This is a genomic window from uncultured Sphingomonas sp. (genome assembly GCF_946477935.1).
Classification (GTDB): Bacteria; Pseudomonadota; Alphaproteobacteria; order Sphingomonadales; family Sphingomonadaceae; genus Sphingomonas.
Genome location: NZ_CAMLAC010000024.1, coordinates 16,238 through 28,242, shown reverse-complemented (window position 1 = coordinate 28,242; position 12,005 = coordinate 16,238). Strand labels below are relative to the sequence as shown.

The following is a 12,005-nucleotide window of genomic DNA, read 5'->3' as shown; positions in this document are numbered from 1 at the left end:
CTCCCACTGCATCTCTTCACGGAACCTGAAGGCGATCACGGATCGTTCGGCCTGCGGGATTGGCGTGGATTAACGAAGCCGATGTGCAATCGGGCAAGAATGGCAGGCGAGCCGGAGACGCTGCTGGAGTCGTTTTCGGCGGACTGGCTTGCCGAACGGCCGCGGGACAATCGCTTCAATCCCCGCGAGCTATACCCCAAGTCGCGCGCCTATGTCGTGCGGGCGGAGGGTGCCAAGCGTGGACTCGACGTGATGGCATGGGATGTAACGGCAGGGCAGGCACCGTGGCCCATGACGAACGTGCGCAACCTGAGGCTGCCGCAATGGCGCGCGCTGGCCGAGCAGCCGGAGAACCGCTGCCTCATCCCGCTGAGCGAATTTTGCGAGTGGACGCCGGACAAGCACAAGGTGGGCGACGGGCCGCCCGTGAAAGGCGAGATGTGGTTCAAGGTCACCGATCAGCCGATCATGGCCATCGCCGGCTTCTGGCGTGAGATCGCCGGCACCCGCTACTTCGCGATGGTGACGTGCGATCCGAACGAGCTGGTGGCGCCGATCCACCCCAAGGCGATGATCACTATTCTGGCACCCGAGGATCAGGACCGCTGGCTGACGGGCAGCTGTCAGGACGTGCTGGATCTTCAGCGGCCATATCCGGCTGATCGGATGGAGGTGAGGGGGCCGGTGTTTCCGACGCGTAGCGCGGCTTCACCGCGGGCCGCCAGTAATTGACCCGCTTCAGATTCTTTGCCTCTTCATCCTGCAAGCGGACATAGCGGATCGACGCGGCGAGCGCCTCGCTCGCCTCCCGGCGCCGGTCGGCCTCGATCCGCCCGCCTGACTGGATCCGCTCCATAAACTCCATGTGGAGTGTCACGCCTGCGCTGCGTGCGATCGCCTGCCAGCACGTGTTGAGGTAGGTGCCCCGCTGATAGCCGGGCTGCGGCCCAGGGGGCGTGGCTTGGCAGGTCTGCCAGAACTGGTCGATGAAGGACCGATCGTCGCGGCCCACGCTGTGAAGGTAGGCAAGCAGGAACCGGAGGCTGCGCGTCTGCGGCACCAGCCCTTGGTATCCCTGTTGTGCCACTTCATACAGCGCGACCAGCGCCTTGAAGGTGAGATGGTCGCGACTGATACGCATGCCCGACTGCCTGTGAACGAATCGGGAACATGGTAGCGGCGCGGGCAAAGGATCAGCAAGAGCTCAATTTGGCTCGCTGGTCAGAGGTGAGCCGCAGTCGGCGGCAGACGACTCGCTGATCCTATAACAGGCTCTGCCCAAACATTTACCCAGTTGAAATAAGGGATAAACCTTGCCGCATATTAATCGGCAGCACCAACGCAAGTGCCTTCACGCAGCTGCGAGTGTTTGACGCTATTGCAAGAATCCGTTTAGCAACTGCGGGTTAGGGAGGTGCTATGGATCGCAGGGTAACGATTCGATTCTATCAGTTAGAAGCTGTCGGTACGTCCGGTCTCTCGTTGGAGGACGCTTTCGCATCAGCAATGGGTCGTCGCTTGACTGATCGAGAAATCGATGTCGGCGATGGCGTTTGTATGCGGTTAGAAGATCTAAATGCCGCATCTGGTATATTGACAGGTGATTTTACTAGAGTTCAACTGAAAACCTCCCAAGTCATCCCACCGAAAACTCGACGGATCCCTTGCCCATCGAGCGACTAGGGCATCATACAGCGTTTTGCTACGATCCCACCTCGAAGATTATTGCTATGCAATATGATCAGAAATTGTCCGTTGGCCGACTATGTCGGTATGCTGCGGCATTCGCCTCAGGAAAATCCTTTGCATACTTCCCGGTTCTAAAGAGAGATGCCTTGGAGAAGTTTGAGGAGGAAACGCCAATTAGGCTCAAAGTTCGCGTCGCAAAGGTAGCACAATTTGCGGCATTCCGTGAAACATCAACCGATTTTGAGCGCGCCATTGAAGAAATGGGAGCTCTGTTTGATGCCCCCATTGTCGAAATCACATTGTCGAACCGAGGCGCTGACGGCGGATTAGACAAGGTGAGGGTCGGAGAAACGGTGCGGCGGTGGCTCGGCTTTCGCGAGCGGTTCGGAGGAATTCAGAGCATAATAGCCGAGACAAACGAGACACCCGACCCCTTCAACTTCATCAAGGATCTGCTACGAAGAACGGAGATTTTGGACCTTCCCACGAACGATCCGGCGGTCGCCAGAAACGCACGGGTCGACTTCGCAAGGCGCTGCATCAATGACGAGCTCGACTATATCAGGGCGGTTTATGGTCAGGTTGCCGCGTCTCAGTAGCTTTCGCTCATGGCTCGAACCGGCAAGCGCCGCCGTGGCTTTCGCCGTGCTCATGGCATGGGCGCCAACGATAGCTCGGCGCTTTGCAGCTGTAGATGGATGGAGTGCCTCAGGTTTGTATGGCGGTGTATTTAGCTGGGCGTCAATCCAAGCTGGTTTCCTTTTTGCCATATACACGTTTATCGTCCCAAAATCGGAAGCATTCGTGAGGGCTGTAGCAAGGACGGCGGCATTTAATCAGTTTAAAAGATACATGCTCCGAATTACTTGGGTAACTTTGCTGGTCGCGCTGGTCGCGTTCGCTTTAACCGTTGTGAATCCAAAGCCGACTTCGGGTGGTTATTTGACCATCTTTCTGGCGGGATGGGTTTCACTTTCTTTCTATTCGTTTTTGGGTTTCATAAAGGTCGTAAGAACCTTTCGAAAGCTGGACCGCAATAACTCTCACTGATTGAGGTCACGGCTAAGACACGAACATCGCCTCAACGATCGCCTGCATCAACACGCCAGTCACGGCGCGCAGGTTGAGGATAAAGCATCCTCAGTCTTTCAGAACCTCCAGTAGCGCGTCCAATACCTCGCGATCGGCGGCAGGCTTGGCGCAGACAGCAGCGGCACCATGGCTGGTGCCGACTTCAGGGGGAGAACCCGTTAGATAGATATAAGGTATGCCGCCGCGCGTCAGTTCCTCCGCAATTGGACGCGATGTTTCTTCCCCAAGCCGAAAATCCAGCACAGCGGCGTCTAACCCGTCACGGACACAAGTTAGCGCGTCCGCAACATTGGCGACCGGGCCGAGAACCTCGGCACCGCGGTCCTTCAGCATGGACGATAGGTCCATCGCGAGGAAATAGTCGTCCTCGACCACCAATACGCGGCGGCCGCTGACCGAGTGGTTGGACATACGCGCCTCCCAGTACCAAATTCCATAAGCGCGACCGCACCTGAGCACCTTAACCTACGCCAACGCGTTTTGGCCTTCTCTGGCTGTAGCCATGCGCTTCATGCAGCCGAGACGCGGGAGTTTAATTGTGCCGGATGTGCAACAAATGCGGCAGCGCCAGCGGGTGCTGGCCGACTTCGGCGACTTCGTGCTGGATCATGAGAATTTGGACGAGATCCTCAAGGAAGGTTGCCGTCTCGTTGCAGAGGCGTTGGACGCGGATCTCGCGAAGATTTTGGAGATTGAGCGCGAGAACGACCAGGCCGTGGTCCGCGCCGGAGTCGGGTGGCAGCCAGGGATTGTCGGTTACGAACGCATCGGCCTGAAGGAGCGTTCATCCGAGGCTTACGCGATCGAGAAGATAGAGCCGGTCATCACCAACAACATCGAATGTGAGGAGCGATTCGACTTCCCGCCCTTCCTGCTTGAGCACGGCGTCGTCGCGTTGGTGAATGTGCCGATCCTGCTGCCGGGGCGCAGGGCCTGGGGGGTGTTGCAGGTGGACGCGCGTGAACCCCGCGAGTTTGACGATGAAAGTATCGAGTTCCTAAAGACCTATTCTATGGTGCTGGGCCCCGTCATTGATCGTTTTCGGGTCGCGGCGGAACGGGAACAGGCGCGCGCCGGGATCGCAGTCCGCGAGGAGGCTCATTCCTTCCTGCTCGCACTGGGCGATGCCCTGCGGGCACAAGAAGGCGCCGACGCTAAGATCAAAGTTGCGGCTCGGCATCTGGGCGAGCGGCTGAGCGCGACGCGAGTGCTGTTCGCGGAGTTCGACGAGGTAAAAGGCATTGCCGATGTCTTCGACGGCTGGTTAGCAGATGGAACGCCTTCGTTTCCATCAGTTATGCAATTGAAGGATCATGAGGGGCCAGTGTTAGCCGATCTTCGGGCCGGCCGAACGGTGCGGATTGATGATATAGACGGCCTAGTCGATCAGCCAGCATTCGCAGCGATCGCAAGCGTGGGTGTAGGGGCACTGCTCAGTGTTCCGCTACATGTCGGCGGGAAGCTGCGAGTAAACCTCAGCGTCCACCAACAGGATGCACGCCGCTGGACAGACGAGGAGGTCGCGCTCGTTCGCGATGTCGCGGAGCGACTATGGGCGGAGGTAGTGCGCGCCCGCGCTGAAGCGGCTCTGCGAGAGAGTGAAGAGCGGCACCGCCTGATCGTCGAAAGCGTGCGTAGCTACGCCATCTTTACCACCGATCGGGACGGGACCATCACTTCTTGGCCAGCCGGCGCAGCGGCCGTCTTCGGCTGGTCAGAAGCAGAGATGGTTGGAAAGTCGATGGACCTGACGTTCGTGCCGGAGGACGTTGCAAACGGCGCCCCTGAGAAAGAACGGCAGACAGCCGTTCGCGACGGCTATGCTCCGAATATCCGGTGGCACATGCGTAAGGACGGCACACGCATCTTCATCAACGGCTCTACCCAGCCTCTGATCAACGTGGATGGTGTGATCCGCGAGTTGATCAAAATCGGGGAAGACGTAACGGAAGGTCGCAGGGTGCAGCAGGCGTTGGCGGCGAACGAGGAACGCCTACGCAGCGCAACGGAAGTCGGCAGGCTGGGTTTGTGGGACTGGGATGTGGTCTCAGGCGAGATCCACTGGTCAGACGAGCACTTCCGCATGGAGGGCTACGCGGTCGATGAGGTTACACCCAGCTATGAAACGTGGTCGGCTCGTATCCATCCGGATGACAGGCCGGATGCCGAAGCCGCGCTTCAACAGGCGATGGACCGGCACGAGGAGTTCTCGCACGAGTTCAGGGTCGTGCATCCAGACAATTCCGTTCATTGGCTTTCGGGCCGCGGCCGGTTCTTCTATGACGATAAGGGTCAAGCGGTGCGAATGATCGGCGCGATGATTGAGACGACCGAACGCCGCGAATGGGAAAATCGGCAGCAGGTGCTGATCGCCGAACTCCAGCACCGAACGCGCAATCTGATGGGCGTGGTGCGATCCGTATCGGATAAAACCGCACGAACCAGTGTTGATCTCTCCGACTTCCGAGCCCGGTTCCGTGACCGGCTGGAAGCTCTTTCACGCGTGCAGGGATTGTTATCGCGGCTGAACGATCACGATCGGGTTGCGTTCGACAAGCTAATCGAAACCGAATTAGCGGCCATGGGCGGGGCGACCGATCGGGTGCGACTAGAAGGACCAAAAGGAGTACGCCTTCGGTCCTCAACCGTGCAAACTCTCGCGATGGCGCTGCACGAGCTCGCCACCAACGCCGTCAAATATGGCGCGTTAGGCCAGGAAAGCGGGCAGTTGATCGTGACATGGCGCTTGGCGAACGATGAAGGTTCCCACGAGCCTCGGCTACATATCGATTGGCGGGAGTCCGGCGTAAATATGCGGGTTGCGGGCTCGCGGCCGAGCGGAGGCGGGCACGGTCGCGAGTTGATAGAGAAAGCCCTGCCATATCAGCTGAGCGCCGAGACTAGCTACGCTCTGGAAGACGACGGCGTCCATTGCACCATCTCGATACCGGTCTCGACAACCTCATCGACAGGAAGCGATCATGCTTGATGAAGCGCTGATCGGCCGTCGCGTGCTCGTTGTGGAGGATGAGTACCTGCTGGCGAGCGACATGGCCAACGAGCTTGAAGACGCTGGAGCAGCAGTGCTGGGGCCGGTCGGAACGCTGGACGATGCCATCACTGCAATCGAGGTCGACGGCCAGATCGACGCCGTCATCCTCGACATAAACTTGCATGGCGAATTGGCCCTTGCAGCCGCGGATCTGCTGCTGACGCGTGGCATTCCGTTCGTTTTCACCACGGGCTACGATGAAGCCGCCGTGCCGAAGCGTTTCGCGCACATAGAACGATGCGAGAAGCCGACCGACATGAAACGTGTGACGCAGGCTATCGGCAACGCGATCCGACGGTGACGGTCCGATCGATCGTCAGCTGACGAACATGGCTTCCACAATCGCCTGCATCAGCACCGGCCGCGGCACAGGCACCCCGACGGACACATAGCCGGGGTTCTGCGCCGTTCGGGTCCCGTAGAGCGCAATCCACCGCCGCCCATGCTGCCGCCAAGCGCGCTGCAACGGCACCACAGGCAGCAACAGGCACATGCCGGCGGGGACGAAGGCATAGGCAATGAAGTCCGCAGCCAGCGGCTTCTGGATCCAGCCCGGGATACGGCGCTGCTCGTCGGACCAGCGTTCCAGCAGCACGTCGGGCCAATCGTGCATGCGAACTTTCTCGTCGACGGTGTAGGTCCGCCCGCAGGATAGCGTCAGCAGCCGATCGATCCCGCCGCGCTGTGCCCATCCATCCTCGCGCACGGCCACCGCAGAGGCGAGGGTAGGGAACGCGCGCTTGTACAGCGGCTCCCACCAGTCCGCGTCCACGAACCGCTCCGACAGGGCGAGGCTGTCCTTGAAGCGGTGAACACGCGGAGAGCCCGCCGCTCGACGATCACGAACGGCGGGCTGGTGCTTGATCGGCCGGGGACGTGCCGGCTGAACGGGTAACGGGTTAATGGTGCGCTTCCTCCTGTTCGCGGTCGTGGCTGTCCTCGTCGTCGTCCAGCAGCGGCTCTGCATCAGGATCGCCGTCGATCTCATCCATGCGGTCGATCATCCGGTGGGTGAGCCGTGACAGCTCGGCGCGGGGCAGCGAGGGGATCGCGGCAAGGATCGCGTGCGGCGATGCCAACCGGTCCATGCGATGCCATGCCCGGCGGCGCGATCGGCGCCACGGCATAGCTTTCGTCGGAGCCGGCGGCGGCGTGATGGCGGTGTGGCCCATCAGCATGGCTCCCCGTTCTGACGGCGCTCGATGGTCATTCGCACCGCCTCCGCGCGATCCGGGTGTCCGACGATCTGCGCCATCAGCGGCGTCAGCTCGTCCGCCGGGCAGTCCTGCACCACCAGCCACAGCTTGCGGCCGGATGCCAGAGCATAGCCGCCGCCGATCTGAACAAGGTTGTGGAGCCAGGCGGTGGGGCAGAAGGATGGAGCGGGTTTATGGGCTTTGAGCGGATCGTTGGTAAAAACGCTGGCCATGTCAGCGCCCTCCCGTGTTCGTGATGCGGTTGATGTCGGCGCGGAGCCGCTCGGCAAAATCTTCCTGAAGCAGCCCGTGGTTGCTCAGCATGGCGATCTTCCAGCCGACCGCCGAGATGTCCGGGGCCTCGGTTTCGAATAGGGCCCATTCGGCGCTCCCCAGAGCGTCTGCGCTGTCGGACCAAGCCTGTTCCAGTTCAGGCGTGACGGTGCCGTCCCTTTGCGCTGCCGTATGCTGAGCATCGAGATCGCGGTCGGCGGCGAGCGCCTGCGCAAGGCTGGCCTGGGCAGTGGCCCACGCCGATCGATCCGGTGCAATCATGCCGACAGTGGTCGCAGCAAGTGCGGCGTGACTGTTGTTAGCGGAACCCATGGTCACGCCTCCCAGCCGGAGAGACGGCGCGCATGGCTGAGCAGCCGTGCAGCATTGTCGTCGTCGATGGTGCTTTGACCGCCTTCCGACATGTGCCCGAGCAGGCGCGTGAACTCCTGCCAGTTCGTAGGGGTCGCAGCATCCCCGGCGGCGGTCGCGTCGCACAGATCCTGCATCAAGCATTCGAAGCCGCCCGGGTCGCGGTCCTCAAGGTCGGATGCCGTCGCGTTAAAGTGGTCGCGGGCAGCATCGGCGCGGTCGAGCGCGGCCTTGAACGCAGGGCTATCCACAGGCGATGTCGAGGAGGCGGACGCGAGGGCGGGCACGGCCAGCGCAACAGCAGCGAGGCCGGCGCCCCCAAGGATCGCGCGGCGGGTGGTTTCGGCGGTCATCGCACCACCTCCGTGAGTTGGGGATATGGCGACTGGAACAGGCCAATGATGCGGCCGTGCGCGATGTCGCGCAGATAGTCGTCATCGTAGGGACCACTGCACCTGCGCAGGGCGGGGCCGACGGGGCGCCCGGCCAGCGACATCATGGCTTGCGGAGCCGGTGCGCCGACGAACCACATCGTGTCGTTGCGCATCATGCCGTTGCGGCCGTAGCGTCCTTCGCGCAGGTCCATCTGCACGATCTGCCAGTCTTGCTGGATATTCGACTTCCATGTGATGGCGAACAGCTCGCCTTCAGCGGGGTCGCGATCCGCAGGGTCGATCACCACGAATTCGCCGGCATGCAGGTGCGGTGCTGACGAATCGTCCGGCACCTGAAAAGCGATGCAGCCGGCCGGCAGATCGTCGTAGATGATGAATGAGCGCAAGCCGGGCTGCTGAGGAGTGCTGCACATGGATCAGCCCTCCTGACCGGCGGCGGCGATGATCGCGTCGACCGCAGCGGTGACAGTGACGGAGCGGCAGAAGGCATGGAACGCCTCGCCCTCGCCGGTGTGATCCATGTGCAGCAGCGCGGCGTGACCATAGGCCGAGCGGATCGCCTCCAGGCATTCCACCCGGAAGCCGACGAAGGACCAAAACTCTTCCCGGTCATAGCCGTAGCGAGTGCAGTTCCACTGACCGGCCGGCGGCTGCGTCGCCATGCTGGCGAGAATGGCGCGAGCGCGGCGATCGGTGGTCCAGCAGGGCGCAGTGTCGTTCGCGGGTTGGGGGACGGTGATGCAGTCCGCCGTCTGGACGGCAGGCGTGAGGATGGTATGCGCGGCAGTAGCCATGGTCGATCTCCCAAATAGATCGGTTGCGGTCAGGCCGGACTTGGAGGGCTCAATCTCCTCGTCTGGCCGCTTGGTGATACCACAAGCATCAGTGCGAGGACTAGTGCACAAGCACTTTTTGATGCTAATGGTATCAGTATGATAACGCCGGATCAGTGCCGGGCCGCTCGCGCCCTACTTGGATGGAGCGCGCAACAGGTCGCTGATGCTGGTGGGATTGGCATCGCGACCGTTAAGCGATTTGAAAGCGGGCAGTCGGTTCAAGACGCAAGCGTGGAGCGCGTCAAAGCGTGTTTGGAGGTCGCGGGCATCCGGTTTCTGGTTGAGGGGCAATCATCGCCTAAAGGGGGCGCCGGAGTTCGGCTGGCGTGATGCCAGCGTTCTTCGTTTTTCCTCCTTTCAAATAACCTCGCAATCCACTTCTCCCTACTAGGCTAGGGAAATGCACAGAAATCCTAGGGATTTTCGGATGCTGAAATCCCCGGCTCCGTCGTTGATAATTGTTGAGGTCGCTTTGACGATCGTCGACAATTCGGCTCAGGAGGACTGAGCCATGAAGATGTACGCAATCTTCACCTGGGATGCCGAACACGGGCCTATCAAGACGTGGGATCGGATGACCAGCGTCGAAATTCACAATGGACGGACAAAGCCTATTGCCCATGGACTGGAGGGTGCGCCGCCGCCCGAGTTCCTGATCGGATCTCCCAAGATCACGAAGGAGGTCCGTCAGCGTCTGGTGGATCACGGAATTGATCCCGGCGGTATCCGCGAGGGCGGGGTCATTGCGCATGAAGCGATCATCACCGCGAGCCGCGAATTCTTCTACATGGGAGGTCCGAACGAGCAGCGTGCACGTTTCGACATGTGGAAGCGTGCACAGGTTGATTTTGTCACCAACCGGTATGGGGCTCATCGGATCGCCTCGATGGTCCTGCATCAGGACGAACACACCCCGCACATCCACCTCGTCGCCGTCCCGCTGAAGCACGCAGTCGACGGCCGTCGTCGAGACAAAGCCCCACGCTGGGGCCTCGATAACCAGGTGCTGACCGCGCGCGACGAACTGCATCAGCTCCAGACCGACTACGGTAAGGCGATGGCGCCGTTCGGCCTGTCGCGCGGCAAGGAAGGCAGCGAGCGCAAGCATGTGCCCTACTCGGTGATCCTTTCGGACATCGAAGCCGAACGCGAGGCGATCAGGCTCAGGGAAGCGCAGGTCAAAGCACAGGAGGAGGAGCTTGCCGCCTGCTTGATCCGCCTGCGAGACGGCTGGTGTGCGGTGGACGAGAAGGGGCGTGAGGCGGCGGCGGCACGGGGGGCGGTCACCTCCATGATGGAGGAACTCAAGCGGCGTGAGATCGACTATGAAGGGTTGCTAGTCCGCGAAGGCCGATTGAAGCGCAGTTTGGAAGCCTTGCAGGCCCGTGAGGCGGCGGTGGCGGAGCGGGAGGGGGCCTTACAGCGGCAGTTGCACGAGCGTGCGGCCCCTAGCATCATCGCGTCGCGGCAAGCGGCATCAATTTCGCCGCCTTCGTTCTAGCTAGTGGAGAAGACATCAGCGTGCCGGTATGGATGTTCCTGCTAGGTACGCTGATGGCCTCGCGCGGCATGGCGAGTGCGATTAGCTAGGTTGGCTTTGACGACGAGATGGTGTTGTTGGGGCAGATGGGGGCGCATCTTGCAGACCGCGGGCGATGATCATCTGATCGCGACGTTTGCGACGGAGATTTGTCCGGCTGCAAACGCCCACTTTCGGACATTCGCGGCGTAAGGCATCATGAGCTATGATCGTAGGGGCGCAACGATGAAGCGATTGTGGGTTTGGATCGTCTCCCTCATAGCATTGAGCTTCGTCGGGTTTGCAGTGGCCATCGTATTTCATAGGTCCGACGCGCCGATCCTCGTGCTCATAATCTATGGCGCGACAGCGACGTTCCTCGTTGCGGTAGCACTCGTGATCCTCGCCATATCGCGTTGGGAGGGGTTTAAGAGGTCGAGGAGGAATGTCCGCTAACCACCCAAACCCGGCCATTCAGATTAGGCCACGAGTTAGTAATTCTCGCAGGCCACCCCATCTCCATCGCCATCCATGCGCCAGCTATATCCTGGCTCGCCATCATAGATCGGCGCAGTACCGGCCGCGCGAGCATCATCACAGCCGCGCCAATGGTCACCGGGTTGCGGCAATCGTGCACGCCGCATTCCCAGCGCTACCCCGGCTTGATTGGCGCTTTGAAGTATCGCTTGGCGCCCAGATGGCGTGACCGCGATTGATCCGCCTCCGACGATCACGCCCGCTATCGCCGCACCCGCCAACACCTTCAACAATCCCATATCGCCCGGCCTCCCATCGGGTCCGAGCTACCGCGGCATCCGTAAACAACCCCTTGCCGAATCGTTCTTGATTTGTTCTACTTCGAGCATGAACAGCATCGACCCGAGCCAGATCACCGATGCGCTGCTCACCTCGGCAGGATGGGCACGCGTTGGTCTGACTGCCCCAACCGAACACATCCGCGAACAGGCGGCTAAGGAATTGGCCATGACGATCTGCGAACGGATCAACCCGACGCCGATCATCGACCACAATCAGCTTCGTCTACCCCTGTGAAGTGGGACGAGCCACATTCGCGAAGCTGGCCGACTTCTGCCGCCACGACGCCAATCTCGCCTGTCACTGCCGTAGCTGTGGGCGAGTTGGTGTTGTCCATCGTGAACGGTTTGCGCGCTGGTGTTTCCTCCACAGAAAGCCGACGGCGCTCGAAGTCCTCCCGCGTTGGTTGCGATGCTCGCAATGTGGCGGCCGACCCGCCATGATCTCACCCACGCCAAAGGCGCCGACATTCCCGCGTTGGGGTGAATCGGACGATGAGTGGAAACGGCTTCACCGTCGGCTGAGGGGGTGAAGCCGGTGCGCCGTTGGCGCAGTTTTCAAGCCGATGACCGCGCCGCCTAATCTGTAAGGCGTTCAACAGCACGACGTTGAACGCCAAAACAGGGGAACGGCACCCTTAGCCAGCCAATGGGTGCCATTACCGACTGGGCAGCTTGAAAACGCAGCTCGTCATTCTGTATCTGTGGGAAAGGCGGCGCTGAAGTCGGCAGGCACAGGTCCGTCTTCTGCGTAAAGCCCGTCCTC

General features: G+C 60.9%; 17 protein-coding genes. 8 read left to right on the top strand and 9 right to left on the bottom strand.

Annotation, left to right across the window (positions count from 1 at the left end; genetic code table 11):
• The first annotated feature begins 81 nt into the window (after window positions 1-81).
• The 3 genes from Q0U08_RS04695 to Q0U08_RS04685 all read left to right on the top strand — a co-directional run bounded on the left by Q0U08_RS04695 (window position 82) and on the right by Q0U08_RS04685 (window position 2,739).
• Entirely contained in the window at window positions 82-732 is a 651-nt protein-coding gene (locus tag Q0U08_RS04695) for an SOS response-associated peptidase family protein (RefSeq protein ID WP_298090057.1), read from the top strand.
• Between the two features lie 1,103 nt (window positions 733-1,835).
• The gene (locus Q0U08_RS04690) at window positions 1,836-2,288 is read left to right on the top strand and encodes a hypothetical protein (protein WP_298090055.1); all 453 of its coding nucleotides are present in this window, start codon (window positions 1,836-1,838) and stop codon (window positions 2,286-2,288) included.
• A 34-nt stretch (window positions 2,289-2,322) separates the two neighbouring features.
• The gene (locus Q0U08_RS04685) at window positions 2,323-2,739 is read left to right on the top strand and encodes a hypothetical protein (protein ID WP_298090054.1); all 417 of its coding nucleotides are present in this window, start codon (window positions 2,323-2,325) and stop codon (window positions 2,737-2,739) included.
• 90 nt (window positions 2,740-2,829) lie between these two features.
• Here Q0U08_RS04685 and Q0U08_RS04680 read toward each other — a convergent pair whose 3' ends face one another.
• Window positions 2,830-3,192, bottom strand: coding sequence for a hypothetical protein (locus Q0U08_RS04680; protein ID WP_298090053.1), 363 nt, complete (start codon window positions 3,190-3,192; stop codon window positions 2,830-2,832).
• 91 nt (window positions 3,193-3,283) lie between these two features.
• Here Q0U08_RS04680 and Q0U08_RS04675 point away from each other — a divergent pair, with 91 nt between their 5' ends.
• Window positions 3,284-5,770: a PAS domain-containing protein gene (locus Q0U08_RS04675; RefSeq protein ID WP_298090052.1), complete on the top strand. Its 2,487-nt coding sequence runs from the start codon at window positions 3,284-3,286 to the stop codon at window positions 5,768-5,770.
• Window positions 5,763-6,134, top strand: a complete 372-nt coding sequence (locus Q0U08_RS04670; RefSeq protein WP_298090050.1) for a response regulator — start codon at window positions 5,763-5,765, stop codon at window positions 6,132-6,134. The genes Q0U08_RS04675 and Q0U08_RS04670 overlap by 8 nt, the downstream gene beginning before the upstream one ends.
• Window positions 6,135-6,149: 15 nt before the next feature.
• Here the strand turns inward: Q0U08_RS04670 and Q0U08_RS04665 are convergent, their stop codons facing one another.
• The 7 genes from Q0U08_RS04665 to Q0U08_RS04635 form a co-directional block, all read right to left on the bottom strand.
• Window positions 6,150-6,605 carry a hypothetical protein gene (locus Q0U08_RS04665; protein ID WP_298090048.1) on the bottom strand — a complete coding sequence of 152 codons (456 nt, stop codon included), beginning with the start codon at window positions 6,603-6,605 and terminating at the stop codon, window positions 6,150-6,152.
• A 127-nt stretch (window positions 6,606-6,732) separates the two neighbouring features.
• Entirely contained in the window at window positions 6,733-7,005 is a 273-nt protein-coding gene (locus tag Q0U08_RS04660) for a hypothetical protein (RefSeq protein WP_298090047.1), read from the bottom strand.
• Window positions 7,005-7,262, bottom strand: coding sequence for a hypothetical protein (locus Q0U08_RS04655; protein WP_298090046.1), 258 nt, complete (start codon window positions 7,260-7,262; stop codon window positions 7,005-7,007). Before Q0U08_RS04655 ends, Q0U08_RS04660 begins: the two co-directional genes overlap by 1 nt.
• A 1-nt stretch (window position 7,263) precedes the next feature.
• Entirely contained in the window at window positions 7,264-7,641 is a 378-nt protein-coding gene (locus Q0U08_RS04650) for a hypothetical protein (protein WP_298090045.1), read from the bottom strand.
• Window positions 7,638-8,027, bottom strand: a complete 390-nt coding sequence (locus Q0U08_RS04645) for a hypothetical protein (protein WP_298090044.1) — start codon at window positions 8,025-8,027, stop codon at window positions 7,638-7,640. The genes Q0U08_RS04650 and Q0U08_RS04645 overlap by 4 nt, the downstream gene beginning before the upstream one ends.
• A complete protein-coding gene (locus tag Q0U08_RS04640; RefSeq protein ID WP_298090043.1) occupies window positions 8,024-8,482 on the bottom strand; it encodes a S24/S26 family peptidase in 459 nt (152 codons plus the stop codon). The genes Q0U08_RS04645 and Q0U08_RS04640 overlap by 4 nt, the downstream gene beginning before the upstream one ends.
• A 3-nt stretch (window positions 8,483-8,485) precedes the next feature.
• Window positions 8,486-8,863, bottom strand: coding sequence for a hypothetical protein (locus Q0U08_RS04635; RefSeq protein ID WP_298090041.1), 378 nt, complete (start codon window positions 8,861-8,863; stop codon window positions 8,486-8,488).
• Between the two features lie 138 nt (window positions 8,864-9,001).
• On the opposite strand from Q0U08_RS04635, the gene Q0U08_RS04630 reads away from it, so the two are divergent.
• Together Q0U08_RS04630 and mobV are read left to right on the top strand one after the other, a co-directional pair.
• Window positions 9,002-9,235: a helix-turn-helix transcriptional regulator gene (locus Q0U08_RS04630; RefSeq protein ID WP_298090040.1), complete on the top strand. Its 234-nt coding sequence runs from the start codon at window positions 9,002-9,004 to the stop codon at window positions 9,233-9,235.
• A 181-nt stretch (window positions 9,236-9,416) separates the two neighbouring features.
• Window positions 9,417-10,406, top strand: a complete 990-nt coding sequence (mobV, locus tag Q0U08_RS04625; RefSeq protein ID WP_298090039.1) for a MobV family relaxase — start codon at window positions 9,417-9,419, stop codon at window positions 10,404-10,406.
• A 509-nt stretch (window positions 10,407-10,915) separates the two neighbouring features.
• Here mobV and Q0U08_RS04620 read toward each other — a convergent pair.
• On the bottom strand, window positions 10,916-11,068 hold the full coding sequence (locus Q0U08_RS04620; RefSeq protein WP_298090038.1) for an excalibur calcium-binding domain-containing protein: 153 nt from the start codon (window positions 11,066-11,068) through the stop codon (window positions 10,916-10,918).
• A 58-nt stretch (window positions 11,069-11,126) separates the two neighbouring features.
• On the opposite strand from Q0U08_RS04620, the gene Q0U08_RS04615 reads away from it, so the two are divergent.
• Entirely contained in the window at window positions 11,127-11,477 is a 351-nt protein-coding gene (locus Q0U08_RS04615) for a DUF6771 family protein (RefSeq protein WP_298090037.1), read from the top strand.
• Window positions 11,478-12,005 lie beyond the last annotated feature (528 nt).

What these genes read in the sequence shown, in the direction of transcription:
- Q0U08_RS04695 (WP_298090057.1), top strand. Translation starts at nt 82, where the DNA reads ATGTGCAATCGGGCAAGAATGGCAGGCGAGCCGGAGACGCTGCTGGAG.
- Q0U08_RS04680 (WP_298090053.1), bottom strand. Translation starts at nt 3,192, where the DNA reads ATGTCCAACCACTCGGTCAGCGGCCGCCGCGTATTGGTGGTCGAGGAC.
- Q0U08_RS04675 (WP_298090052.1), top strand. Translation starts at nt 3,284, where the DNA reads ATGCGCTTCATGCAGCCGAGACGCGGGAGTTTAATTGTGCCGGATGTG.
- Q0U08_RS04670 (WP_298090050.1), top strand. Translation starts at nt 5,763, where the DNA reads ATGCTTGATGAAGCGCTGATCGGCCGTCGCGTGCTCGTTGTGGAGGAT.
- Q0U08_RS04660 (WP_298090047.1), bottom strand. Translation starts at nt 7,005, where the DNA reads ATGGGCCACACCGCCATCACGCCGCCGCCGGCTCCGACGAAAGCTATG.
- Q0U08_RS04655 (WP_298090046.1), bottom strand. Translation starts at nt 7,262, where the DNA reads ATGGCCAGCGTTTTTACCAACGATCCGCTCAAAGCCCATAAACCCGCT.
- Q0U08_RS04645 (WP_298090044.1), bottom strand. Translation starts at nt 8,027, where the DNA reads ATGACCGCCGAAACCACCCGCCGCGCGATCCTTGGGGGCGCCGGCCTC.
- Q0U08_RS04640 (WP_298090043.1), bottom strand. Translation starts at nt 8,482, where the DNA reads ATGTGCAGCACTCCTCAGCAGCCCGGCTTGCGCTCATTCATCATCTAC.
- Q0U08_RS04635 (WP_298090041.1), bottom strand. Translation starts at nt 8,863, where the DNA reads ATGGCTACTGCCGCGCATACCATCCTCACGCCTGCCGTCCAGACGGCG.
- Q0U08_RS04630 (WP_298090040.1), top strand. Translation starts at nt 9,002, where the DNA reads ATGATAACGCCGGATCAGTGCCGGGCCGCTCGCGCCCTACTTGGATGG.
- mobV (WP_298090039.1), top strand. Translation starts at nt 9,417, where the DNA reads ATGAAGATGTACGCAATCTTCACCTGGGATGCCGAACACGGGCCTATC.
- Q0U08_RS04620 (WP_298090038.1), bottom strand. Translation starts at nt 11,068, where the DNA reads ATGCGGCGTGCACGATTGCCGCAACCCGGTGACCATTGGCGCGGCTGT.